Below are 24,913 nucleotides of genomic sequence, written 5' to 3'. Positions count from 1 at the left end.
GAAATATCATCATTCGTTAAGGGAACCAATGACACCTTAAAAACTTCTTTAAGAGACGATTGGCTAAAGAGCCAAGCAATCAGATGATGTTTTAGCAGTCAATTCATGAGGGACGTACTGCACAATTAAAATCAAAAGTCCCGTGTTTGTGAAGAGGGGTGGAGGGGATAAAGAGAGATTTTGTGGTTATGGGGCTTGGGGTGTTTGGGGAAAATAAAGATTGATGATCACTGGATTTAAATACGGCAAATTTTTGCAAAGGCAAATATTCTGCCCTTTACATGTTAGAGAGGAAGAAAAATAATGTTAAGAAAGAATTTTTTATCAACGACAATGATTTTATGGGCTTTGGGAGCATCAGGGGGGGCTGTGACTGCTTCTCACGCGCAAACTGGGACCATTGCTGGAACCGTTGCTCGTGTTGCATCAGGACAGGTATCTTTACGCACAGGCCCTGCGACAGCTTACAAAGTGATCGCAATGGTTCCAATGGGCGCAAAAGTGCAAATTTATGGCTGCTTATCCAATAAAACTTGGTGTTCTCTTGGGTATCATGGAAAAGTTGGTTGGGCATCTGCTCGTTATGTCAATGTTGCTAATGTTCCTACCATTGCTTTTAAAAAGGTGCCGGTAAAATCAAATTCCATGATAAAATTACCAAAAGTAAAAAAAGAAAAAGTAAAACAGATTATTTCTGATTTTAAAGCCCTTCCAATGATGCAAAAAACACGAAAAAACATGCAAAAACTGTACAGAACCGATGTGATTATCGATTCCACAGGTGTTAAAAAAAGAGATGAACGGACAATTTTAAATCCTTCACCAAAGGCACAAGAAGTTTCTGTAAAGCACGTCAATGCTTATAATCCCTTCTTTCCTGATAAGGTTAATTACAAAAATTTTGAACGCAATGAAACGCGTTACCGTGTTGTGACCTATCCTGCTCCATAAGAATAAAATCAATCTCACAACAGGAATGGCTAAAAGATCAGCAGCATGAGGCATTTTTTGCTTCATGCTGCTGATCTTATTATCCTATAAAATGGCATCAAGGTGGTGAGAGATACCTTATAGGGTGATAAGAGTTAAGAATATTCAGGGTGAAATTTATCAATGTCTCGAGATATTGTCCTTTAGGATAATATTTAATGGAATTTATTAAAGCTGGATTTTTTAAGAGAATGGCTAGTTTTTTGTCCTTATACTTTTGTTTTTATACTATTGTGTCGTAAGGCGACATGAGGATGGCGATTGGTACAAACTGGTATGCGATTGTGTATAAGAGCAGTGTAGATAGAGATCTTCGTTTTTTTAGCGGTATGGGATAACTTTAAGGCGACTTAGGCATTCAAGGATGTTTAGGGTAGAATTTGTCACCCCTCGTAGGACTGTTCTTTAGGGGGGGGTGATATGAATCCTCAGCAGGGGAAGATTCTTTTGAAGAGAAACCGGACTTTTGACAAACAGGCTAGGATTCTTCGTCCTTTTGGATAGGGCTTTTAATTGACGGACTTAGATTTTATCAAATTACGGGAAATGAGTAATTCAGCAATTTGAATGGCATTTAATGCAGCGCCTTTTCTTAAATTATCGGCGACAACCCAAAAAGCTAAACCATTTTCAACGGTGATATCTTCACGAACACGGCTAATAAAGGTGTCATCTTCTCCTGTACCTTCATAAGGTGTGGTATAGCCACCATCTTCGTGTTTATCGATAAGTTGACAACCAGGGGCATCGCGGAGGAGCGCTTGCGCTTCAGATACACTGAGTGGTTTTTCAAATTCAACATGGACAGCTTCCGCATGACCGATAAAGACAGGAACCCGAACAGCCGTGGCTGTGAGTTTAATTTTCGGATCAAGAATTTTCTTCGTTTCAGCCGTCATTTTCCATTCTTCTTTTGTATAACCATCTTCCATGAAAACATCGATATGAGGAATAACATTAAAGGCAATGCGTTTGGTGAATTTTTTTGATGTAATAGGATCTGCAACAAACACTGCGCGTGATTGTTCGAAAAGTTCGTCCATTCCTTCTTTACCAGCTCCAGAGACGGATTGATATGTAGAGACAACAACCCGTTTAATGGTGGCAGCATCATGGAGAGGTTTTAAAGCTAAGACCAGTTGAATTGTTGAACAATTGGGATTGGCGATAATATTACGCTTAGAAAAGGCACTTATCGCCTCAGCATTGACTTCGGGGACAATTAACGGAACATTGGCATCATAACGCCATGTAGAGGAATTGTCGATGACGACACAGCCCGCTGCCGCGATTTTAGGGGCATATTCTTTGGAAATGCTTCCCCCCGCAGACATAAGACACAAATCTGTGTCAGAAAAATCGTAACTATCCAGAGCTTTTACTTTTAAAGTTTTGTCTCCATAAGAAACTTCTTGTCCTAATGAGCGTCGTGATGCTAGAGGAACAATTTCGTGCGTAGGAAAACCACGCTCTTCTAAAATTGTAAGCATTTCACGACCGACATTTCCTGTTGCGCCGACAATTGCAACTTTAAAACTCATTTTTTATACTCCTTCGTGTCTCTCCACGTTTATTCCCCGCGCTATACTCAGGAGAGAGTGAGTTGGTCAAGGAAAATCATAAATTATATCTTCAATAAATCCGATGTTGTGCACAGCAATCATAATCGTCAGCACAATAAAGTATTGTATTGCAATAATATTGTCTTTTTTGATTCTTTCAGAATTGAAAAAATTGAATATTTTACGCGGAGTTTTCATCTCTTTGCGAGAGCACTTAAGTGAATTTTTTCTCTTCTGTCAATTGTTTCTCTTCACACTTTTAAACTTTTAAAAGATGGTACGACACATTGCCTTGGGAGATTTTTTTGTCTTTTATCTGTTAAGTACTCAATTATTTGATTTCTTCCCTCTCTTTAAAGACAAAAATTTTTATTCAGTCTGTTTTCAGACCGGATAAAAATCTTCGTCTTTTGGGGTGAAGACGGTTAAAAGGCTTTTCAATGTTATTGAAAATAGTTGAGAGTTTCTCAGTAAATTCATAAAAATAAGGGGGTGTTTTTTTCATCAGAAATCAACTGCAAAATTGCTCTTTGTTTTTTGCGGGTAAGCTCTCTGAAATTTTTCAAAAGTAAATATTCTGCTTTACTGGATATTCTGTCATCACAATGCGAGGAAGTTTCTTCTTTTTTTGTGCTCTCAGCGTAAAAGAAGGAAACGGGAACTTCCAGTACATCAGCAATTTCCTGTAAACGTGCTGCGCTCACACGATTTAAACCTTTTTCATATTTTTGGATTTGTTGAAACGTTACGCCCAAATGACTTCCTAATTGTTTTTGAGAAAACCCCATCATATTTCTTCTGAAGCGAATTTTCCTGCCTAAAGAAATGTCGTAAGAATGTGAATTTTTAGCTCGCACTTTGTTTCCCCTCCGGTTGCGAGCGCCCTCGCATTGGTATCCGGGGTCTGGAAGTGCTGACTCAAAACAGCCTTTTGCTTTTAGTGCTTAAGAGCACTTGGACATAACAAAAGCCCCCGGAAATTCCGGGATACCCGCAAAAAGCGGTTTTATTTCTAGTTTGAGTTTTTCGGGCTTCCAGACCCTATTTGATCGTCGCGTATACGACCAAAAACACAAGCTTTATTCATAAGGCAATAGTTTTCAGTCGTCAATTGAAATTCCAATTGCTTATTTCAGGCAAATAAAGTGTATTTTTTAGCCGATGGATTTAGCCTATAGAAATGTCATTAAAATCTGGATATTTGGCTTATACTTATGCCTTTCAGGTGCAAGTGCCCTCGGCATTGGACTTTCGGGATTTGGGGACTTCCAAGATTTGGGGGCTTCCGGGATCTGGAAGTGCTGAAACCGAGTCAGCCTCTTGCTTTTAGTACTAAGAGCACTTGGACATGACAAGAGTCCCGGAAGTATATTTACAAAGTAGGATTTAATGTTTGAATTTGAAAGCTTTCCATTGACCGCTGTGTATACTGATCAAACCTTAAGGCGATAGATTTCAATCGTCAATTGAAATTACAACCCATTTTCCTTGTTGGTTTTTTCAAATTTTGATGTCATCAATGTATCCACGATAGATAAAAATATCGTTTGAGATATTTTGAAAAGTTGTAAAGTTGAATTGTAAACCTCTTTTTCTCAAGAGACTAAGATATTATCTTGACAGAAGCTTGATAATAGTGGGCTTTTGAAAGAAAATTGTCTGAAGAGTGTCTATTTTTTATGGGTTGTTTTTTCATTGTTTTGCAAAGGGCGGGCTTCTGAAGTCAGCATAATGGGAACGCCATCACGAATAGGATAAGCAAGTTTGGCTTTGAGAGAAATAAGCTCTTGTGTTTCTCGGTTGAAAGAAAGTGTGCCTCTCGTCATCGGACAGACAAGTAATTCGAGCATTTTGGGATCTGTGGTCATTTTTTTCATGTTTTTACGTTCATTAGTTTAAACGGTAATCTGTTCCTGTTTGTTTCATGAGTGAGCGTTCTGTTAATGCGAGAAGCGTTTGGGCACGGCTTTTGATATCTGGTGCTTCAAGAAGAGCTTGTTTTTCTGCTGGTGTAAAGGGAATAAGCGCTGAAAAAGCATTCACCAATATCGGTGTAGGGGCTTCTATGATGCTGCTCCAATTGTATTCCATTTCATGGATGGTCAGATATTTCTCAACAACGTCAAGTAAGCTTTCTCGATGAATGCTTTCTTCAATATCGAGTTCTTGTAAATCTTTTATATTTGATTGAATAAGAGCTGTTCGATAGGACTTTGTATTGGTCAATTCTTGTTCTAAGGTAAAGCGGCAAATTCCTTGTAAGATAATAAATAGCTGTCCATTGCCTGTTTCACTATAGTTTGTAATGCGCCCTATACAACCTGTTTTATAAAGTTGTGTAGAAAAGCGGTCCGTATCCGATGAAAGGGGTTGAATAATTCCCAAGAGACGATCGGATACCATAACATTTTCAATCATTTCAAGTGATTCTGGTTCAAAAATGTTGAGCGATAAAAAACCACCAGGCAGTAAGAGTGCACCTTCTAAAGGAAAAAGAGCAATTTGCTTTGGAAGATCATTTTCGCAATTGTAGAAGATATTACCAGCTTTCATGAGTATGTTGTGACCTTTATTTATTCGGTAATTTTAGCCTGTCAATCGTTGCATTACTCAGAAAGCAGAAAATCCACTTCTTCTGCATTAAAATCAACCTTATAAAATACTTGAAGTTCTTATTCTTGATTCTTAAAAGAATACGGAATCTTACTCTAAGGCTGAATCGCACAAGAAAGAATATTGCTTAAAAGAATACTGCTTTGTGATCTTTTTAGTGTGTGACCTTTTGCATGATTTTCAAGGGGTATTTTTGTCTATAACTTTTGATTTTGTCTTAAATTTCCTAAAATGTGTTTCTTACAATTTTTATAAGCTTCAAAAGGAGACTATTATAAATCTTTTAAAGGAGCTTACGCAAGTTTTAAAATGAGAGCTTGTGGTTCACTTTACTAATGACAGTACGATAAAGATAGGTTATAGATTAAAATATGCTGGAAAGAGCGTTATCGTTTCTTTCATTCTTTTGCGGGAGAGTGCAGATTTGCAAGTTTTCGCAGTGCCGCCGAAGGGGAAATAGCCCATAATCTCTCAGGCTTTAAGGACCGTAAAAGGAGGAAGGCAGATCTGGAAAGTCGGGAGAGCCCGCGCCGAAGGTGTAAGCGAAAGTCTTTTCGCGAGTCTCTCAGGTTGATGACAGAGGGGAGCAGAGACGACCATATTGTGTGGGCGTTAGCGCAGCTTTGGAGTTATTATGGGCATACAACAAGAAACATCTTTTTTAAAAACACTTCCTTTATATGATATGCATGAAAAAGCAGGAGCAAAATTTGGTGCTTTTGCGGGGTGGAATATGCCTTTGACTTACCCTCTTGGCGTTTTGAAAGAGCATCTTCATACCCGTGCACATGCAGGACTTTTTGATATTTCTCATATGAAATTGATTGCCGTTGAAGGGTCGCAAGCCGTAGAATTTTTGTCCTATGCTTTTCCTATTGATGCAGCAGCTTTAAAGATTGGGCACTCCCGGTATAATTATTTGCTCAATGAGCAGGCTGGTATTCTTGATGATCTGATTATTACTCGTTTGGAAGAGCACCGTTTTATGTTAGTTGCCAATGCTGGGAATGCACAGGCTGATTTTGAAGAACTGAAAAGGCGTGTTGTTGATTTTGAATGTCAAGTGATTGCTCTTGAAAGGGTATTGCTTGCTCTTCAAGGTCCTGAAGCTGCAGCTGTTCTGGCTGATGCCAATTTGCCAGGGAATGAATTGTTTTTTATGCAGGGATTCGAACCACAACACGATTGGTTTATAACCCGTTCTGGCTATACGGGAGAGGATGGTTTTGAAATTGCTTTGCCCATAGGGCATGCGCATATGTTGGCTGAGAAATTGCTGAGTGATTCGCGTGTTGAGTGGATTGGGCTTGCCGCACGCGATAGTTTGCGTCTGGAAGCAGGGTTATGTTTGCATGGAAATGATATTACCCCTGAGACAACACCTATTGATGCGGCTCTAACATGGGCTGTTCCTAAAAGTGTTCGAGAAAAAGCGCAATTTTACGGCGCAAAGGCTTTTCTTGAAGCGCTGCAAAAAGGACCTGATCGCTGTCGTGTTGGATTAAAACCGCAAACGCGCCAACCTATTCGTGCCGGTGCAGTACTTCTCGATGAGCAGGGCAACGAGATTGGCGTGGTAACATCAGGCGGTTTTGGTCCTTCGTTTGATGGTCCTGTCGCGATGGGGTACGTTCCTGTCGCTTATAAAGTTGAAGGAACAGAAGTTTTCACAGAACTGCGAGGCAAAAAGATTGCACTCTCAGTGCATTCTCTTCCCTTTGTTGAACAACGTTATTTAAAAGGATAATTTTCTTATGTCTAAAACTTATTTTACACAAGACCACGAATGGCTTAGTGTTGAAGGAAAAACGGTCACTGTTGGGGTTACACATTATGCGCAAGAACAATTAGGCGACTTGGTTTTTGTTGATTTACCACAAAGTGGGACAAAACTTTCCAAAGGAGAAGCGGCGGCTGTTGTGGAATCCGTTAAAGCAGCTTCAGATGTTTATTCTCCTCTTGATGGTGAAGTGGTCGAAGTCAATGAAGCACTGGCTGATAATCCTGAACTGGTCAATCAGAAAGCTGAAACAGAAGGCTGGTTATGGAAAATGACATTGCAGGATGAAACACAACTGGAAGGGTTGTTGGATGAAGATGCTTATAAGGTTCTGATTGGATGAGTGTCATGATCGAGCGTTCTTTTTCTTCTCGACATATTGGGCTGCGTCCTGATGAAACACAAAAAATGCTTGATGTTTTAGAGCTCGATAGTGTTGATGCACTCATTTCTCAAGCGGTTCCTAATTCTATTTATTTGGGACGTTCACTGAACCTTCCCAAGGCAGCGAGTGAGAGCCAAGCCTTGGAAGAACTCTCCAAAATGATGGGGCGTAATTGTGTGCACAAAAGTTTTATTGGGCAAGGATATCATGGAACATTTGTGCCTCCGGTTATTTTACGAAATTTGTTTGAAAATCCCGCTTGGTATACTGCTTATACGCCGTATCAAGCAGAAATTAGCCAAGGTCGTTTAGAACTTCTGTTTTATTTTCAGACATTGATTAGTGAACTGACAGGTTTGCCTGTTGCTGCTGCTTCTCTGCTTGATGAAGCAACCGCTTTAGCGGAAGCCAATGCTCTTGCTTTTCGTTTTGCGCGGGAGAAAAAAACAAAAATTTCTCTTCAGAGTCTTTTACATCCTCAGACTTTGAGTGTTGTGCAAACGCGTGCTGAAACACAAGGCATTCGGATCAGCTCTGAGAAAGAAATTTGTTCTGATACAGCGGCAATTGTTCTCTCTTGGCCTGATACAAAAGGTTCTTTTCATGATTATAGTGAGGTCATAAAAGAGGCAAAAGAAAAAGGAGCACTGGTTATCGTTGTGGCTGATCCTTTAGCGCTTACACTTATGGAAGCACCGGCAAAATGGGGCGCTGATATTGTTGTCGGTTCGATGCAGCGTTATGGTGTTCCGATGGGGTTTGGTGGTCCCCATGCTGGCTACCTTGCGGTGAGTGATGCACTCACACGCCTTATTCCAGGGCGAATAGTGGGCCAATCCGTTGATACAGAAGGGCGCGTTGGTTTCCGTTTAGCTTTGCAAACACGTGAACAACATATTCGGCGTGATAAAGCGACGTCAAATATTTGTACGGCTCAGGCTTTGTTGGCTAATATGGCAACCGCTTATGCTGTTTGGCATGGACCAAAAGGTTTACAAGAAATTGCGCAGCGGATTCATCATTTAACATGTCGTTTTGTTGCTGGTTTAGAGGCTGTTGGTGTTTCTTGTGAAGGTGAGTCTTTTTTTGATTGTGTTAGCATTGTTGTAACAGGAAAAGCGAGAGAAATTGCGCATCAAGCTAAGATGAGTGGACGCCTTGTTCGTGTTCTCGATGATGACACCATTGCAATCAATTTTGATGAATTGTCAACAGAAGAAGATGCAGCTGCTTTAGCACAGCTTTGGGGTGCGCAACTCGTTGATCAAGTTTCTCCAAGACTCTTTGGTCAAAGGCGGGATGCTACTTTTCTTTCTCAACCCTTTTTTCATGCGGTTCATTCAGAGACAGATATGATGCGCTTGTTGCGTCGTTTAGCGGATAAGGATTTGGCGTTGGATCGGGCGATGATCTCTCTTGGGTCTTGTACAATGAAGCTGAATGCGGCAGCTGAATTGATGCCGGTGAGTTGGGCGAGCATGGCCAATATACACCCTTTTATTTCACAAGAGGATGCGGCGGGTTATCTGGAGATGATCAATCAGTTAAATGCGTGGTTGTGTGAAATTACAGGATTTGCGCAAGTTTCTTTTCAGCCAAATTCTGGTGCTCAAGGTGAATATGCGGGGCTTTTGGCAATCCGCCGCTATTACCACTCACGGGGAGAATATCAACGGACAGTTTGTCTTATTCCGGCCTCTGCACATGGGACCAATCCAGCTTCGGCGCATATGGCGGGTATGGAAGTTGTTGTGGTAAAATGTTTAAGTGATGGCGATGTTGATGTGAATGATCTCAAAATGAAAGCGCAATTGCATAAGGATAAATTGGCTGCTCTCATGATTACTTATCCTTCAACCCATGGGGTTTATGAGGAAAACATTAAGGAAATTTGTTCTATTATTCATGAAAATGGCGGACAAGTTTATTTTGATGGTGCTAATCTCAATGCACTTGTGGGGCTTGCGCGTCCTGCAGATATTGGTGCTGATGTGTGTCATATGAATCTGCATAAAACATTTGCCATTCCCCATGGGGGGGGGGGGCCTGGGATGGGGCCAATTGGGGTTGCAGCGCATCTTAAACCATTTTTACCAGGGCATGAACAAGATGGTACAACCCATGCGGTTTCAGCAGCACCTTATGGAAGTGCATCTATTCTTGCCATTACGTGGATGTATATTCGAATGATGGGTGCTGATGGCTTAAAATATGCAACACAAATAGCTATTTTAAACGCTAATTATATTGCTGCACGTCTTTCATCCGCTTATTCTATTCTTTATCGAGGAAAACACGGACGTGTTGCTCATGAATGTATTGTGGATACACGCTTGTTGAAAGATCAGTATGGGGTGAGTGTTGATGATATTGCAAAGCGTCTCATTGATTATGGATTCCACGCGCCCACAATGTCGTTTCCTGTTCCAGGAACCTTGATGATTGAGCCAACGGAATCAGAACCCAAAGTAGAAATTGATCGTTTTTGTGATGCATTACTCTCGATTGCTGAAGAAGCGAAGAAAGTTGGGGAAGGGGTCTGGCCAAAAGATAATAATCCATTGGTGAATGCTCCTCATACAGTTGCAGATACTTTAGATGATTCTTGGGGAAGACCCTATTCGCGACAAGAAGCTGCTTTTCCCAATAGTTCACTTGATCCAGCCAGCAAATATTGGGCTCCTGTATCGCGGATTGATAATGTTGCGGGAGATAGAATGCTTATTTGTTCGTGTCCACCCTTGAGAAATACTTATTAAATAAAATTTATGTATTTAATTTGTTCATTTGCATAAATAAAAAAGCCCACACAGCTTGTGTGGGTTTTGTGCTTATTGATCATATTACTATGGTGTCATTTGTCTATTTTTTAGATGTCTATTTTTTAGAATTTTTCCCATGTTTTTACAACATGAGCAAAATCGAAAAGTTGACAAAAAAACTATACTTTGTCGGTGATAGGCATGCTTCCCCTTTTTTCTCCATCGTATGACATGGTTTAAGTTGATTAGGCGTATCAGTTATTTCTAAGCTAGCAAATCTACATAAACGAGAGTAAAACCTATGGGGATAGGGTTCACAGTCTGTTACATGGGGTATGACAGTTAGTCTCACTAAGGTGACTATGACCAGTTGTAAAAGGAATAAATTTACTTTTAATGCTTCTAATCATAAAAGGTACGCGAAACTTTATTGCCGTATCTCGTCAACTTTTCAGATTTTCGAGCCAAGAATTGTCTAAATATTTTTCTTCTATCGGCTCTTTATGAAGATGATGCAAAAAATATAGATGAACACCAGTCTGAGTGTGTAAACGCAAAATCAAATGGTATTATGGCTTCTTGTTTCAGAGCCTTTTATAAAAAGCCGGTACATTTTTCCAGTTTATTGCAGATCAGTTTTCGACTTTATGGCATTATTTTTTAAAGAGCGTGTGTGCTTTAGCTGTTGCCTATCAATCAAATCCAGACCTAGCATAGTAGCATATTTGAGCTAGAGATTAAAACGAAAAAGAGCTTTGTAAGAAGTTTCAGCTTTTTCATGCCTGTATATCATATGAGGGTGCAAAGGAATTGCGTATCTGTGTTGGTTAATCTTTAAAATTGAAAAACAATCTCATTTGGAAAAGCTGTAAAGGTGAAAGTCAATCCTCAGTTTGTCATCCCTTCAACTGTATGGCTTTCAAAAGCATCTAAAGCCATATTTTTAAGAATGGAGATTAGACATTGTCCCATATTTTGGGGTTTATTGTGTTCTTTAATAGGGGCATGACCTTTATGTAAAACAGAATGCTCTAACCTAAACAGAATATACTTGGGGTGTTAATTCACTTGTTTGTTTTAAAGAGACATTTCGCTTCCAACCCTATTTCGCGACGATGCCTGTGGATAGGGTAATGATAAATCTATTGAGCACCCCAATTTTTACCTTTCATTAAGGAGTAAGTTGGCACTATCATGCACTTTATTATCACATACTTTGCTTGCACCTAATAGTATAAGCTCTTGGACTTGAGAGGGATCATAAGAGGTCTTATTTCTTAATTTTAAATCATCTTTATCTCTCCTCCAGCCCTGCTTGTGGTATGCAAAAGAACAAATTTGATTGCTTTACGATGAACAAAGATAGAAATAAAAGAAACTTACGAGATTGGTTGCCTTGTTCGATATGGAGAGAATGACTAATTTGACATTAATTTTAAAAATTTAGCAATAGATTCTCTCTCGTTCATTTATGTAAGAAAAAAGTTTAATTTTTGTGTTTTGGGTGACGTTTACTTTTATAAAATAGCTCATCAACTTGTCTATTTTGAGACTTCTGTGAATAGGCGGCGTCTTACGACCATGCTATGCCATTGATGGTTGTAAAATCTTTCTTAGAAGCTCTCTAATTTTTTTAAATGATGATTTGTATCGGTTTGTTTATTTAAAGAGCCTTTAGGTGTAAATGTATTTATAGCGTGATCCAAGAGATGTTAGAATTTCATTGGGAAGGGTGTTGGCATCGAGAGATACTTTTTCAAGTGTTTGATGAGGACCAATCAGTTCTACCCAGTCTCCTGTTTGAGGTTTTTGATCAAGATCGGTTGTATCTACAATAATGGAATCCATAGAAACGCGCCCAACCATGGGAAGTTTGTGCCCATTGAAATAAACAGCTCCTTTATTCGAAAGAGTACGGAGCCAGCCGTCTGCATAGCCAATAGAAATGGTTGCAAGAGTGCTTGGTCTGTTGGTTATAAAGCTTTCTCCATAACCAACAGGTGCTTTTGCACCAACAACACGGTTTTGAATGACTTGGGCTTCAAGTTTTAAAACAGGTTTTAGAAGGGATGGGTGTTTTCCTGAAGGGTCGATTCCATAAAGTGCAATACCGGGGCGAACGAGGTCAAAATAAAAATCTGAGCCTAAAAAAATCCCTCCAGAATTTGCAAAGGAAACTTTACAAGGGGGCAGTTGTGCGAGAGCAGTTTTGAAAGAAGTTAATTGGGTATAATTTGATGGGTGAGTATCATCTTCTCCATTAGCAAGGTGACTGAGAATATATTTTATGTCTGCGTTTTCAAAAATTGTAGGGTATTTGATGAGTTTTTGTAATTCTTTTTGATCAAGTCCTAATCGGTTCATATGGGTATCGATTTGAACAATTGCTGGAAATTTTTTATCCTTTTTTTTACAAACATTTTGCCAAACTTCAATGGCATTCCAAGAGTTTAGAACAGGAACAATACCAGATTGTGCAACAAACTCTTCTGCTAAATGTGGAAGTCCATTCAGAAGGGCAATCGTGACATCTGATGGTAAAATGCTTTTTAAGTGCAATGCTTCTCTGATCTGAGCGACAAAAAAAGTACGACAACCCGCTTGATAAAGAGCAGGAGAAATTTTGTGAGCACCTAGCCCATAGGCATTTGCTTTGACAACGGCTGAACATTGTGTTGGCGCCACACGTTTGGCTAAAGCGATATAATTGGCCACAATGGCACTGATATCAATGGTTGCGACAGCTGCATAGAGGTGTGTGTTTATTTCATCATTAACGGATTTGTTCATTTTAAAATCTTATCTTTGTTTGTACGTACGGCTTTTTCTTTGGTTATTTTACAAAGGTTCCTTAGATAAAAGAAAAAGATATTGTCTGCGACAGTTAAGATCATAAGTCTTCCATACTGAATTATGCACCATGAAAGTTGTTTTTATGTAAAATAGTACTGTGAATATAAGGGATATTTTAGTTTTATTTGTATTAGCAACGCAGTGCCTTCTGATAATTTACAAAACATAGACTTTTTTTTTACTTATTTTCTCTTGTTGAGGCATATTAAAAAAATAAAGCATAACTTATTGTATCATTTTGAAGAGTGCAATGTTATGCTATTGTTGCAGGTGAAGTTGTTTCTCTTAAAACAAGCATGGTTCGCTTATTCAGAGAATGTAAAATGGTAAATTATTCACTCTTAAGAAATAACTTACAAGCAATGACCTGTAAGTTTTATAGCACGATGAGGGGGACGGTTATTCATCTAGGCAGCTTTAGGCGTTATTTTATGCACTTAAAATTACTTTTGTCAAATGGTGAAGAGTGTGTAAATATACCGCTGATACATTAAAAGCCGTTGATTTGGATATTCTTTGTTTGCAAGATGAAACCATATTACTTTCTATTTTTAGGCTGGTTTTTAGTTAAATCATTTTAGTGGTTATAGAGCGTATTAGATTCATTTATTTATGGAAAAAGAAGGGTAAAAAAGGTTAAAAACAATGGATGTAATGTTGGATTTTTTTGGGGGAGTCGTGTGGTTATCGTTCAATTAATAAAAGTTTTAATTCTTTTATTTTAAGGTGTTGGGTCATGAACTTTGTAAAGTGAAAGAATGTTATAGCGTTATAATGGACAAATAGCATGATGTGTTAAAGGGTGCTGTTATTGTTTAAGCTTCAATTTTTTTAAATGTGATTTACAATTGTATTTTTTTCATTCGATTAATTTGGAGATAAAAGTGTTAATCCTAAGGCTTTTGTTTTAAGAAAATTGTTGGCAGATGGGGATGCAAGTACTATATCACGTCAAGGATTCGAAATTTAACGTTCAATAAAGATATGGGGAAGAGTATGAATACGTCTGCTACCAATGTTCCATCAAACAGCGGCAGCGTTGCTTCAGATTTTCCGATCCCTGAGAATGTATTCGCTCTTACTGTTCAAGAAGTTTATCATTATACGGATCGTTTGTTTAAATTCCGCTTAAATCGTCCGGAGAGTTTTCGTTTTCGTTCGGGTGAATTTGTTATGATTGGTTTGCCAAATGCAAAAAAGCCGATTTATCGCGCTTATTCGATTGCAAGTCCCTTTTGGGATGAACAGCTTGAGTTTTTTTCGATAAAAGTTCCAGGAGGGCCATTAACCGAGCATCTGCAAAAAATTAAAATTGGTGATACAGTGCTTATGCGTAAAAAACCTACAGGAACGTTGGTTCTTGATGCTCTTATTCCTGGAAAACGTCTTTATCTTCTTTCAACTGGTACGGGGATTGCTCCTTTTGCAAGTCTTATTCGTGATCCTGATACTTATGAAAAATTTTCAGAAGTTATTCTTATTCAAACAACACGTGAAAAGAATGAGTTGACTTATGCAAAAGAACTTGTTTGCTCTTTGCAACAAGATCCGCTAATTGGGGCATATGCGCAACAGTTGAAATTTTATCCTATGACTACGCGTGAACCTTCTGAGCATATGGGACGTATTACGACTGTTATGGAGAGCGGTGCTTTTTTTGAAACGACTGGTTTACCGAAAATTTCTCCTGATGAAGATCGGGTGATGATTTGTGGTTCTATGGCGATGTTAAAAGATTGCGCAAGGATGTGTGAAGGTTTTGGTCTTGTTGAAGGGGCAAATAATGCTCCTGCGACTTATGTTGTAGAGCGCGCTTTTGTCGGATAATGATTGGGGCTGGTGCTCCTTTTGCAAGCCTTATTCGTGATCCTGAACTTTGTAAAAAATTTTCAGAAGTTATTCTTATTCAAACAACATGTGAAAAGAACGCGTTGACTTATGCAAAAGAACTTGTTTGCTCTTTGAAACAAGATCCGCTAATTGGGGCATATGCGCAACAGTTGAAATTTTATCCTATGACTACGCGTGAACCTTCTGAACATATAGGACGTATTACGACTGTTATGGAGAGCGGTGCTTTTTTAAAAAACGACTGGTTTACCGAAAATTTCTCCTGATGAAGACCCTGTGATGATTTGTGGCTCTATGGTAGGTGTTAAAAGATTGCGCAAGGATGTGTGAAGGTTTTGGTCTTGTTGAAGGGGCAAATAATGCCCCCGCATCTTTATGTTGTAGAGCGCGCTTTTGTCGGGTGAGAGGAAAGTTGTGATGCAGTATGCGCTAATGCGCTAATCGAACCCCAATCCTTTATAGCAATGAGCTCTTGAGGCGCTATCCAAGAACCGCCAACGCAGAAGACGTTAGGAAGTTGGAGCCATTGTGTTGCACTTTTTTGTGTTATCCCGCCTGTAGGACAAAAGAAGACTTCAGAAAAAGGAGAGGCTAACGCTTGGATGAGGGCAAGACCTCCAGCAGCTTTGGCAGGAAAAAATTTAAGATATGAATAGCCTTTGTCTAATGCTTGCATGAGTTCGCTTGGGGTCATTGCTCCAGGAAGGAGGGGAATTTCACTATTTTTTGCACAATTGATTAATTCGTTCGATAATCCAGGGCTTACGATAAATTTTGCTCCAGCTCGTTCAGCTTGTTCGTAGTGTGTTGTGTTGAGAACTGTTCCGGCTCCAACAATTGCCTCAAGGACTTCTTGTGTAATTGTTTTAATTGCTTGGAGAGCGTCTGGTGTTCGCAAAGTGATTTCAATTGTTTTTAATCCGCCTTTGACAAGAGCACGTGCTAAAGGTACAGCACTTTGTAAATTGTCTATGGTCAAAACAGGTATAACGGTTTGTCCTTGGAGATATAATAAAAGGTTTTCTCTTTTTTGACACATGATATTTTTTTCTTTTTGGATATGGTATTGTTTATATCGTTTGATTAAGCACAATATGTTAAAGAGTATATGAATAGATCTTGAAATTGAATGAAACGCACGTTATGGCAAAACACATGGAAAAGAATTTTAAAGTTGCTGCACTTTATTGCTTTGCAGATTTGAAACATTATTGTCAATTACAAAAGCCTTTGCAGGATTTATGTCAGGCAAGGGATATCAAAGGGACTCTCCTTTTAGCACAAGAGGGAATTAATGGAACTGTTGCAGGTTCTTGTGAAGCGATTGAGGCATTGATCGGTTTTATTACGGCTGAGCCAGCCTTTCAAACGCCGGAGATTAAATATTCATGGGCATCGAAAATGCCTTTTCATCGCATGAAAGTGCGGTTGAAAAAAGAAATTGTGACAATGGGGGTTGAAGGAGTTGATCCGCTAAAAGTTGTGGGGACTTATGTGGAGCCTGAAGATTGGAATGCTCTTATTCAAGATGAAGAGACAATTTTGATCGATACCCGTAATGATTATGAATATGCAATTGGGAGTTTTCAAGGAGCGATTGATCCACAGATTAAAACATTTCGTGAATTTCCTGAATGGGTGCGTCAACATGAAGCTGATTTGAAGAAAAAAAAGAAAATTGCTATGTTTTGTACAGGCGGTATTCGTTGTGAAAAATCAACAGCGTATGTTCGTGAACTTGGTTATGAGCAAGTGTACCATTTAAAAGGAGGAATTCTGAAATATTTGGAAAAGGTCCCAAAAGAGGAAAGTTTATGGTGGGGAGAATGCTTTGTTTTTGATGAGCGGGTTTCTGTTCAACATGGTCTTGAAGAATGTGGACGCGAACTCTGTCGCGCGTGTCGTTCTCCTTTGAATGCTGAAAGCAAATTATCGCCTCATTATGAGGAAGGTGTTTCTTGTGAGGCTTGTTATAATACGCGTAGTGAAGCAGATAGAGAGCGTTTTCGTGAGCGCCATAGACAATTCCAATTGTTGAAGTTGCGTGCAATTGATGCTCATCAAGGGATATAAGGATATCGTCGTGTAGGGATTTAAACTTTATTGTTTTTATCTTGAATAAGAGATCTGAATATCGTGAGGGTTTTCTCATTCCCAATCTATTTCTATGTTGAATCAATCAAAACCCATGTCTTTTGGATGTTACAAGCGAGGAAAGTCCTGTAGAGTAAAATGATACAAGAAAGACATGCCTCTTATGAATCCTCTCAAATGTCAAAAGCTGTTGAACATTGGTTCAGAGTATGATGTTGATTGGCTTGCTCTTTTATGAAGCTTAAAGATGGTGAAACGCAGTTGAGTTATACCATAGCAGCTCTATTATACATTGGATTTTGTATGATCTCTTTCTTTAAAGATGCTGCTGCTTCAGCCCAGATATCTCCAGATTTCAATGTTGGGATTCCTTGTATTTAAGGAGTTTATAAGAGGTATTTTATACTTTTGGTGCGCAAAAGATATGATTTCAATTGATGCATTGTAAGAGAGGGGGGGGGAATGAAAGCATTTTACGATCGGATTCTTGATCCAAGGTTAGAACAATAAAGTATCAATGATTAAATTAATATGTTGAGTGTGATATATTACGTTGTTTTCTATGGATGATGTTGGAAAAATGGAATGGGCAAGTTAAACAAGAGGCGCTTTTAAAGCAAGATTGTGATTTTTGTTGTATGGATTATGTAGGGGAGTGATCTCATAAAAGTGGGTGGATGGCTTTGTCTGGTGGAAGAGAGTGTTGCTTTTTAGCACCATGTTCTCTTTAAGAATTAAAAAATGTTTAAAATTAAAAAAATGATTGAAATGAGAAAGGATTCGTTTTATAGAACTCCTTGCCCAAAGTCGCACGTGCCTGTGGGTGTCCGCTGGTTCTCAAATGGTGAGGTCAACCGGTACGGTACCTGGAACTAACCGCTCCAGTCATTCTTACAGCCAATTGAAAGAATGAGGACATCTTGAAGCAACGACGGTGCGGGCCTTTCTGGTGTCTTCCAGCTGTCCAAATGCTGGGATAACTATAGAGGCACACCTCATTGCCTTCAGTGCGGAAGTGGTTTTCTCAACTCCAATCAAAAAGGCAGATTAAAGTAGGATAACGCAGTTCCTGCGCTGTTCTTTCATTGTATGCAATATTGGTTTCTTCTTGGTTATGAAAGTAATCAGAGTGCTGATAGAGGCTACGCTTATTTTGTCCTTTGGCTATTGGCAGCTCTTTGCTGTCCAAGCATAGAGGAGGGATTTTATTCCCTTAGGAGAATTGGTGATGGTAACGCAACGTATTCGTGATTTTCTTGCAACACATCGTTCTGAAGGTCCATGCTTAATTGTTGACTTGGATGTTGTGCGCGAAAACTATTTAAATTTTGAAAAAGCTCTTCCACAGTCTCGTATTTTTTATGCAATAAAGGCAAATCCAGCTCCTGAGATTTTGCGTTTGCTTACCTCCTTAGGATCATCTTTTGATGCAGCTTCTGTTGCAGAAATTGAAATGGCTTTAAAAGCAGGAGCAACTCCTGATCGTATTTCTTTTGGGAATACGATAAAAAAAGAGTGCGATATTGCTCGTGCATATGCACTTGGCATTTCACTTTATGCCGTTGATTGTATTGAAGAAGTTGAAAAAGTTGCGCGCGCTGCTCCAGGAGTTTGCGTATTTTGCCGTGTTCTTACCGATGGAAAAGGTGCAGATTGGCCTTTATCTCGTAAGTTTGGTTGTGTTCCTGCTATGGCAGTTGATGTATTACGTCGAGCACATCAATTGGGTTTAAAGGCATATGGTGTTTCTTTTCATGTAGGATCTCAACAAACAGATCTTGATGCGTGGGATCGTGCTTTATCGGATGCAGCTAAAATTTTTAAACATTTGGAGCAAGAAGGAATTTCGTTGAAATTGGTGAATATGGGTGGTGGTTTTCCAACACGTTATTTGAAAGATGTTCCTAGTGAGCAAACTTATGGTATGGCTGTTTTTGATTCGTTAAAAAAATATTTTGGCAATCGTATTCCTGAAACGATCATTGAACCAGGGCGTGGGATGGTCGGTAATGCTGGTGTTATTCGCACAGAAGTCGTTTTGATATCCAAAAAAGCTGACAATGATAATGTCCGATGGGTTTATCTTGATGTTGGAAAATTTAACGGTCTTACTGAAACTATGGATGAAGCAATTCGTTATCCTATTGAAACCCCTCATGATGATAAGGTTATGGAGCCTTGTATTTTGGCTGGACCAACATGTGATTCGGTAGATGTTCTCTATGAAAAAACACCTTATCCGCTTCCTTTATCTCTAACAATAGGAGATAAGATATTGATTCATGGAACGGGTGCTTACACAGCAACTTACGCATCTGTTGCCTTTAATGGGTTTGAGCCTTTACGATCGTATGTGATCTGAAATTTCCTTTTAACGGTAGCTGTTTTTAGATTTTTGGCTGTGCTCGTCATTGCGCTATAAGAGGGTGGATCATCGAGATGAACATGATTAATTTTCAAACAAAAAATGGGGCATGTTTTAAACTTTTATTGGAGCAAGAAGCAGATAAGCCTTATCGAGAAATTTTGCTTGATGCGACGATGGGGTGTGGACGTAAACGTAAGTCATCAGAGGCTTTACGTCGTGGACGATTAGCGGCTCAGGGGCTTTCTTTTGTGGTTAAAAACGCGCTTGGTGAGCTTGTGGGGAGTGTCCGTCTTTGGCATGTATCTTTTTTAAAAGAAAAAAATGAAACACAACATGCTTTACTTTTGGGGCCTTTGGCTGTTGCTGCTGAATGTGCTGGTATGGGAATAGGATCAATTTTAGTCCGCCATGCAATTGAAACAGCCAAAAAATTAGGATATGGCGCTATTTTATTGGTAGGAGATTTTGAATTTTATCAACGTTTTGGTTTTTCAAATCGCTTAACAGAGAATTTGGCAATGCCTGGTCCTTACGAAAAGCATCGTTTTCAAGCCTTAGAACTGATACCGCGCTATCTTTCTGGTTGTTATGGCACTTTGGTTGCTAGCGGAGAATATGCCGTTTCTAGGCGTTTTCAGCATCATAAAGTGGCTTGAAGATTTTATTTATTTCATTTTTCAATAGTGTGAGCATTGGAAGAGAGCGCATTAGCGGGAATAAAGGGGTTGTACAAAGTTTTTTTAGGGGGGGAGCGATTGTTTTCTATGGCTTTTTTTATGGAGCTGGTTTCTTATTTTTGATTGTTTCAATGAAGGTTCTAAAAGTATATTTAAAGCTCATTTTTTTCAAGAAGTAGTGTTCTTTTCATAATCTTGAAAGTAACTGAATTCTTAGGTGATTTTGGATACTTTGTCTGGTATCATCATAAAATTTTCTAGCGCTTAATATCATTGGTCGATCTTATATAGAGGACGGTTTTTACTCTTAATAGTTTTTATTTCCCTGCTTGTGGGGGGACAAGGGAATGGTTTTAATTGCTTCATCATGAGTCGTTTTCAAATAGGAAAATATTTACAATATTTAGATTGCTCATTATAATATGTAAAATGATAAATTATATTTATAAATCAATATATTCTTACAATGAGAACTCATCGTTTATATTCTTGAATTTTTTATATCAGAAATAATGATTTGCCTATCAGGAAAAGGATATCCGAAACATTCTAAAGTATTTTTGAGTGGATTTCAATATCAATGAATGTGCGTCTTTAAGAGGTTAAACAAATGTGTAGACGTTTATATTAAAGATGGGACTACTGTCGTTCATAATTGTAGATCCACTATAGGTATAATTGGGGCATAGAAAGTAATCATTCATTGATCAATGTTCTTTCAAAAAAGAGGCATTTTGAAAACTTTTTTAAAAAACATGCTCTTACTTCTTTTACTCTGAAGATAATGTTTTCCAATTGGTATGAGTGTGTCGAATACAGAATTCTCATTTCAAGTTTCGCATGCAAAATCAAAAAAATCGTTCCTCTACATATTGTAAAGAAAATGCGCTTGTTAATAAAAATTAAAAAGATCATAAATCTTTTATGGAATAGTTCAAGAAGAGGGTGCCATGTAGAGTAGGAAAAGAGAATGCTGTTCTATTCTCGTAATCCTAAAAAAGTGAAGCGCACAGAATTTTATAGGATCATTTTTTATGAGGGCAGTAGCATAAAATAGGATTGGTCGAAAGATGAGAAATCAAGAATCTTATAGAAAGAGCTGCTTTATTTTTATGGTGTATAGCACTTTAGATAAGTTTTTTGTTTACATCTTCTCTTCTAAAACAACTTTTTATATGAGAAGTTATTTTTTAATGCCTAAAGAACCATGCATTGAAAAAATTTTTGTCAAAAAAAATCGTTTAGAATCATATATAGACTTATCTTATCTCTTAAAAAAAGCAATAAGGTTATAGAGGATAAAGGAAAGCAATAAAATATTTCTCAATTTAGGTTAAGTTTAGTGGCTTGGTGGAGAATCAGTGAGGGGGGGTATTTTTTTGAGAAAAATGGTCATCAATGTCAAAAAACCAAAGATGATGGTTATGATAAAGAAAATATCACTCAAAGCCATAATCATTGCTTGGATGCGCGCTATACCAGATAGTTGAGAAAGAGCAAGTGTATACGAATCAAAGGTTTCTGTTGTAAATAATAAAGAAAGTTTTGAAAGCATTTCAGTTGCTTGTCTATTTGCGTGATTGAGCGTTTCGGCTATTCGTTCGTAATGGAAGTCTGTGCGTTTTGTCATGAGAGTGCTGATAATGGCAAGCCCGACAGCTCCCCCCAGATTCCGTGTGAGATTAAAAAGTCCAGAAGCATTTTGCATGCGTTCTGGCGGAAGTGTTCCCAAGGCAATGTTATTAACAGGAACCATACATAACATTACAGAAGCACCACGGAAAACTTGTGGCCAAAAGAGTTGCCAAAAATCCCAGTTGTCTGTGATAGAACTAGCCATCCAAGTTCCTATTGCAAAGCCCAAAAGTCCTATCGCCATCATCAAACGTGCATCTATTCGTGCGGAAAGATATCCTGCAAGGGGAGCGGTTAATAGCATGACGAATCCTGAAAGAAACAATGTTTCTCCAATCATGAGAGCATCATAATGGCGGATTTGGCTCAAATAGACAGGATAAAGATATGTGAGTCCGTAAAGACCTATTCCCAAAGAGAAGGAAAAAATGGATGCAGCAGAAAAATTAAAATTAGAAAAAGCCGTAAGATCAACAATAGGCTCTTTTGCCGTAAAAGCGCGCCAGAAGAAGAGGGCGGCAGACAAGATCATGATAATGAATAAGTTTCGAATCAGCCTATCATTTAGCCAATCATGGCGTGCTCCCTCTTCTAGTACATATTCTAAAGTTCCTAGAAAAACAGCCATAGAAATGAGGCCCAACCAATCAAATTTAGCCATGAGAGATGGGGTTGCTTTATCAAAATTAATCAATTTCCACGCGAGAATTGAAATAATAATTCCAAAAGGCACATTGATGAGAAAAAGCCAATGCCATGATAAGAGATGACAGAGGTAACCCCCGACCGTTGGACCAATCGTGGGGGCGAGTGTTGCGACGAGTCCAACAATAGGGACGACAACTGGTCGTTTGGAAGGAGGAAAAAGAACATAAGAGGCGACAAAAACGCTTGGGATAATTCCGCCACCAATAAAACCTTGCAATGCACGGTAGATAATCATCTCTCCAATGGATGCTGCTGTTGCACAAAGAATAGAGGTAACCGTAAATCCAATCGCCGAGATCGTAAAGAAAACGCGTGTTGAAAGCAATCTTCCTAAGAAGCCAGAAAGGGGTAACATGATGACTTCAGCGATGAGATAGGAGGTTTGAACCCATGAAATTTCCTCAGAGCTTGCAGCAAGACCCGCTTGAACTTCAGCTAAAGAAGAGGCAACGATTTGGATATCCAAAATAGCCATGAACATGCCAAAGGCCATAACGATGAAAATCACAACGTTACGGATTTCTATGCGTTCTTGAGACTGTATAGGCTTTGGTATGGAAGATGTCATAATAATAAGGTTATTTTCTTGTTGTTATAAGAGACTTTTATCTTATGGTTGTGTGCGTGTATCAACTTCTACTGAAACGCTCATTCCTGCTCGGATATGACCGGTCTTTAAGACTTCTTCTGGAATAGAGATCCGTACGGGAATACGTTGAACAATTTTTGTAAAGTTTCCGGTAGCATTTTGTGGAGGAAGAAGAGAAAAAACAGCACCTGTTGCAGGTGAAATAGAAAGCACTGTTCCTGTAAAGACTTCCTTTTTGAAGGCATCAACAGCAATATAAGCTTTTTGTCCCGCATGAATATTTTGCAACTGTGTTTCTTTATAGTTTGCTTCAATATAAAGCGCATGGATAGGGACTAACGCTGCAAGACGTTGGCCATTTACGACAAAATCTCCCGTTTTTGCTGTTAAATTTCCTATAATTCCGTCAAATGGCGCGCGTATAATGGTTGAAGCAAGATCACGTTGTGCTTTTTCCCGCGAAAGTTCTAAACTCTTTGTTTGGCTTTCTGTTTCACTTCGTTGTGCCTCTAGTACCTGGATATTGGCACGTGCAGCAGCGATTTGTGCATCCGCACGGTTAACATTGGCAATGGCTTGTTCATAGGCTGATTTGGCATCATCAACATCTGATTGAGGGGCATAACGATTGGCTTTCAGTTCTGTAATGCGTTTTAAAGTGAGTTGTGCATTGGTTGCTATGGCTGAAGCCGCTGCTTTTTGTGCTTGTGCATCATCTAGCGCACTGTGAGCAGCGGTAATTTGTGCATCAATACGTTGAAGCGTTTTTTGTTGTGTGTTAAGATGCGCTTTTGTTTGATCCAAGGCTATTTGATAATCACCGTTGTCTAAGTAAAATAAAACATCGTCCTTTTTTACAACTTGGTTGGCTTTAATCGCAATTTTTTCAATATATCCACTTAATTTAGGCGCAATTGCAGCTATATCTCCTTGCACATAGGCATCTTCAGTGGAGAGCATATAACGCCAATGTGTTATCCACTTATAGCCAAACCAAAGCATAAAAAGTGCAAAGACGATAAGAAAAACCTTAATTACCTTCTTTTGTTTTGTTTTATCAAAGTTTTTGGTTGAAAAAATTGTCTCAGCTATAGACATGATTTTATACTTTCAATATTTGTATCCCAATGAACATAATAAGCCCATAACTATAGGCAAGGGCTGCTGTGCATACAAGGACAAGTAAGAGCTTTTCAAACAATAAGTAACGTTTGAAGAATAATGGTAAATGTATGAACTTACAAGTTCAAGCGCTTATTTTATTACGCATTTTTTACAAAGACCTCGTACTTCTAGAGTGCTTTTGTGGGCTTGGAAGTTAACAGCTTGAACCATTTGTTTTAAACTTGATACAATCGTTTGATTTTGTATTTCATTAACTGTGCCACAGTTTTCGCAAATGATGAAAGTTGTAAGTTCGTGTTGACACTTTTCAGGATGTAAACAAACCATAAAAGCGTTTACACTTTCGAGACGATGAATACATTTTAATTGTACGAGTTTTTCTAACGCACGATAAACTTGGAGAGGGGCACGAAAACCTTCTTCACGTAATTGGTCAAGAATTGCATAAGCACTTAAAGGCCCTTTTGCATTCTTTAAAGTGTTCAAAACCAATGTTTGGTTACGCGTCAGTTTAGAGGACATTGACATCTTCTTCCTTTTGCTTTCATGGAAAATCATAAAGCGTGTAAGGTGTTTATGCAATGGTGATTATAGAATATGTCGCCTATCTTTCTTTTACATGATGTGCGCGTCATGATATTTAAGGAGAGTTATAACCGTTGTGAGAGGAGAGGGGTATTGTGATCTAAAAGAAGTCATTATCCCGCAAGAAACTTTCATGCAATGCGTCTTTATAATTGATCAGTCCTGGTTGTTTATGTTTTTTTTAGAAGCGTGCTGTTTATTTTTAGTTATTTAGTTATTTTTTTGAGATGTCTTGAAATAGATGTTTATTGTTATAATGTTATATTTTTACAAAAAAGTAAAAAATGATATTGACTCTTTTGGGGAAAGGGTTCTATATAGCGTTCGTTGACGAGG

At 38.6% G+C, this 24,913-nt stretch carries 18 protein-coding genes and 1 riboswitch; of the genes, 9 read left to right on the top strand and 9 right to left on the bottom strand.

The genetic code is table 11. The features are described 5' to 3' along the window. The first annotated feature begins 303 nt into the window (after positions 1-303). Positions 304-951, top strand: coding sequence for an SH3 domain-containing protein (locus tag PVV65_RS04975; protein ID WP_273789407.1), 648 nt, complete (start codon positions 304-306; stop codon positions 949-951). Between the two features lie 548 nt (positions 952-1,499). Here the strand turns inward: PVV65_RS04975 and PVV65_RS04970 are convergent. From PVV65_RS04970 to PVV65_RS04955, 4 genes are all read right to left on the bottom strand, one after another. Next, on the bottom strand, positions 1,500-2,531 hold the full coding sequence (locus PVV65_RS04970; protein ID WP_273789406.1) for an aspartate-semialdehyde dehydrogenase: 1,032 nt from the start codon (positions 2,529-2,531) through the stop codon (positions 1,500-1,502). 497 nt (positions 2,532-3,028) lie between these two features. Continuing rightward, positions 3,029-3,409, bottom strand: coding sequence for a helix-turn-helix transcriptional regulator (locus tag PVV65_RS04965; protein ID WP_273789405.1), 381 nt, complete (start codon positions 3,407-3,409; stop codon positions 3,029-3,031). An 813-nt stretch (positions 3,410-4,222) separates the two neighbouring features. Further along, entirely contained in the window at positions 4,223-4,429 is a 207-nt protein-coding gene (locus tag PVV65_RS04960) for a Trm112 family protein (protein ID WP_273755339.1), read from the bottom strand. Between the two features lie 13 nt (positions 4,430-4,442). Then, positions 4,443-5,105, bottom strand: a complete 663-nt coding sequence (locus tag PVV65_RS04955; protein WP_273755338.1) for an LON peptidase substrate-binding domain-containing protein — start codon at positions 5,103-5,105, stop codon at positions 4,443-4,445. A 459-nt stretch (positions 5,106-5,564) separates the two neighbouring features. Further along, positions 5,565-5,663: riboswitch (glycine riboswitch) on the top strand. Between the two features lie 136 nt (positions 5,664-5,799). On the opposite strand from PVV65_RS04955, the gene gcvT reads away from it, so the two are divergent. The 3 genes from gcvT to gcvP are packed head-to-tail and all read left to right on the top strand — an operon-like array spanning position 5,800 to position 10,089. Then, complete coding sequence (gene gcvT / locus PVV65_RS04950; RefSeq protein ID WP_273789404.1) at positions 5,800-6,912, top strand: glycine cleavage system aminomethyltransferase GcvT; 1,113 nt, start codon at positions 5,800-5,802, stop codon at positions 6,910-6,912. 7 nt (positions 6,913-6,919) lie between these two features. Continuing rightward, positions 6,920-7,288, top strand: coding sequence for a glycine cleavage system protein GcvH (gene gcvH / locus PVV65_RS04945; protein WP_120122641.1), 369 nt, complete (start codon positions 6,920-6,922; stop codon positions 7,286-7,288). Between the two features lie 5 nt (positions 7,289-7,293). Next, positions 7,294-10,089 carry an aminomethyl-transferring glycine dehydrogenase gene (gene gcvP / locus PVV65_RS04940; protein ID WP_273789429.1) on the top strand — a complete coding sequence of 932 codons (2,796 nt, stop codon included), beginning with the start codon at positions 7,294-7,296 and terminating at the stop codon, positions 10,087-10,089. 1,677 nt (positions 10,090-11,766) lie between these two features. Here gcvP and alr read toward each other — a convergent pair. After that, positions 11,767-12,882, bottom strand: a complete 1,116-nt coding sequence (gene alr / locus PVV65_RS04935) for an alanine racemase (protein WP_273789403.1) — start codon at positions 12,880-12,882, stop codon at positions 11,767-11,769. A 1,059-nt stretch (positions 12,883-13,941) separates the two neighbouring features. Here alr and PVV65_RS04930 point away from each other — a divergent pair. Both PVV65_RS04930 and PVV65_RS04925 read left to right on the top strand, forming a co-directional pair. Next, positions 13,942-14,772, top strand: coding sequence for a ferredoxin--NADP reductase (locus tag PVV65_RS04930; protein WP_273789402.1), 831 nt, complete (start codon positions 13,942-13,944; stop codon positions 14,770-14,772). Next, positions 14,772-15,062 carry a hypothetical protein gene (locus PVV65_RS04925; protein WP_273789401.1) on the top strand — a complete coding sequence of 97 codons (291 nt, stop codon included), beginning with the start codon at positions 14,772-14,774 and terminating at the stop codon, positions 15,060-15,062. The genes PVV65_RS04930 and PVV65_RS04925 overlap by 1 nt, the downstream gene beginning before the upstream one ends. A gap of 107 nt (positions 15,063-15,169) precedes the next feature. Here the strand turns inward: PVV65_RS04925 and eda are convergent, their stop codons facing one another. Then, the gene (eda, locus tag PVV65_RS04920; RefSeq protein ID WP_273789400.1) at positions 15,170-15,835 is read right to left on the bottom strand and encodes a bifunctional 4-hydroxy-2-oxoglutarate aldolase/2-dehydro-3-deoxy-phosphogluconate aldolase; all 666 of its coding nucleotides are present in this window, start codon (positions 15,833-15,835) and stop codon (positions 15,170-15,172) included. 116 nt (positions 15,836-15,951) lie between these two features. Here eda and PVV65_RS04915 point away from each other — a divergent pair, with 116 nt between their 5' ends. The 3 genes from PVV65_RS04915 (at position 15,952) to PVV65_RS04905 (ending at position 19,914) form a co-directional block, all read left to right on the top strand. Continuing rightward, on the top strand, positions 15,952-16,869 hold the full coding sequence (locus PVV65_RS04915) for a rhodanese-related sulfurtransferase (protein ID WP_273789399.1): 918 nt from the start codon (positions 15,952-15,954) through the stop codon (positions 16,867-16,869). 1,249 nt (positions 16,870-18,118) lie between these two features. Beyond that, positions 18,119-19,252: a type III PLP-dependent enzyme gene (locus PVV65_RS04910; RefSeq protein ID WP_273789398.1), complete on the top strand. Its 1,134-nt coding sequence runs from the start codon at positions 18,119-18,121 to the stop codon at positions 19,250-19,252. A gap of 77 nt (positions 19,253-19,329) precedes the next feature. After that, positions 19,330-19,914: a GNAT family N-acetyltransferase gene (locus tag PVV65_RS04905; RefSeq protein WP_273755330.1), complete on the top strand. Its 585-nt coding sequence runs from the start codon at positions 19,330-19,332 to the stop codon at positions 19,912-19,914. A 1,360-nt stretch (positions 19,915-21,274) separates the two neighbouring features. On the opposite strand, the gene PVV65_RS04900 is transcribed toward PVV65_RS04905, so the two are convergent. The 3 genes from PVV65_RS04900 to PVV65_RS04890 form a co-directional block, all read right to left on the bottom strand. Further along, positions 21,275-22,846, bottom strand: a complete 1,572-nt coding sequence (locus PVV65_RS04900; protein WP_273755329.1) for a DHA2 family efflux MFS transporter permease subunit — start codon at positions 22,844-22,846, stop codon at positions 21,275-21,277. A gap of 42 nt (positions 22,847-22,888) precedes the next feature. Further along, the gene (locus PVV65_RS04895; RefSeq protein ID WP_273789397.1) at positions 22,889-23,965 is read right to left on the bottom strand and encodes an HlyD family secretion protein; all 1,077 of its coding nucleotides are present in this window, start codon (positions 23,963-23,965) and stop codon (positions 22,889-22,891) included. A gap of 156 nt (positions 23,966-24,121) precedes the next feature. Beyond that, positions 24,122-24,514, bottom strand: a complete 393-nt coding sequence (locus PVV65_RS04890; protein ID WP_120122629.1) for a Fur family transcriptional regulator — start codon at positions 24,512-24,514, stop codon at positions 24,122-24,124. Positions 24,515-24,913: the final 399 nt, after the last annotated feature.

The sequence above is a fragment of the Bartonella sp. ML70XJBT genome (assembly GCF_028618425.1).
In the GTDB taxonomy this organism is placed as follows: domain Bacteria; phylum Pseudomonadota; class Alphaproteobacteria; order Rhizobiales; family Rhizobiaceae; genus Bartonella.
This window is presented reverse-complemented; position numbering and strand designations above follow the sequence as displayed.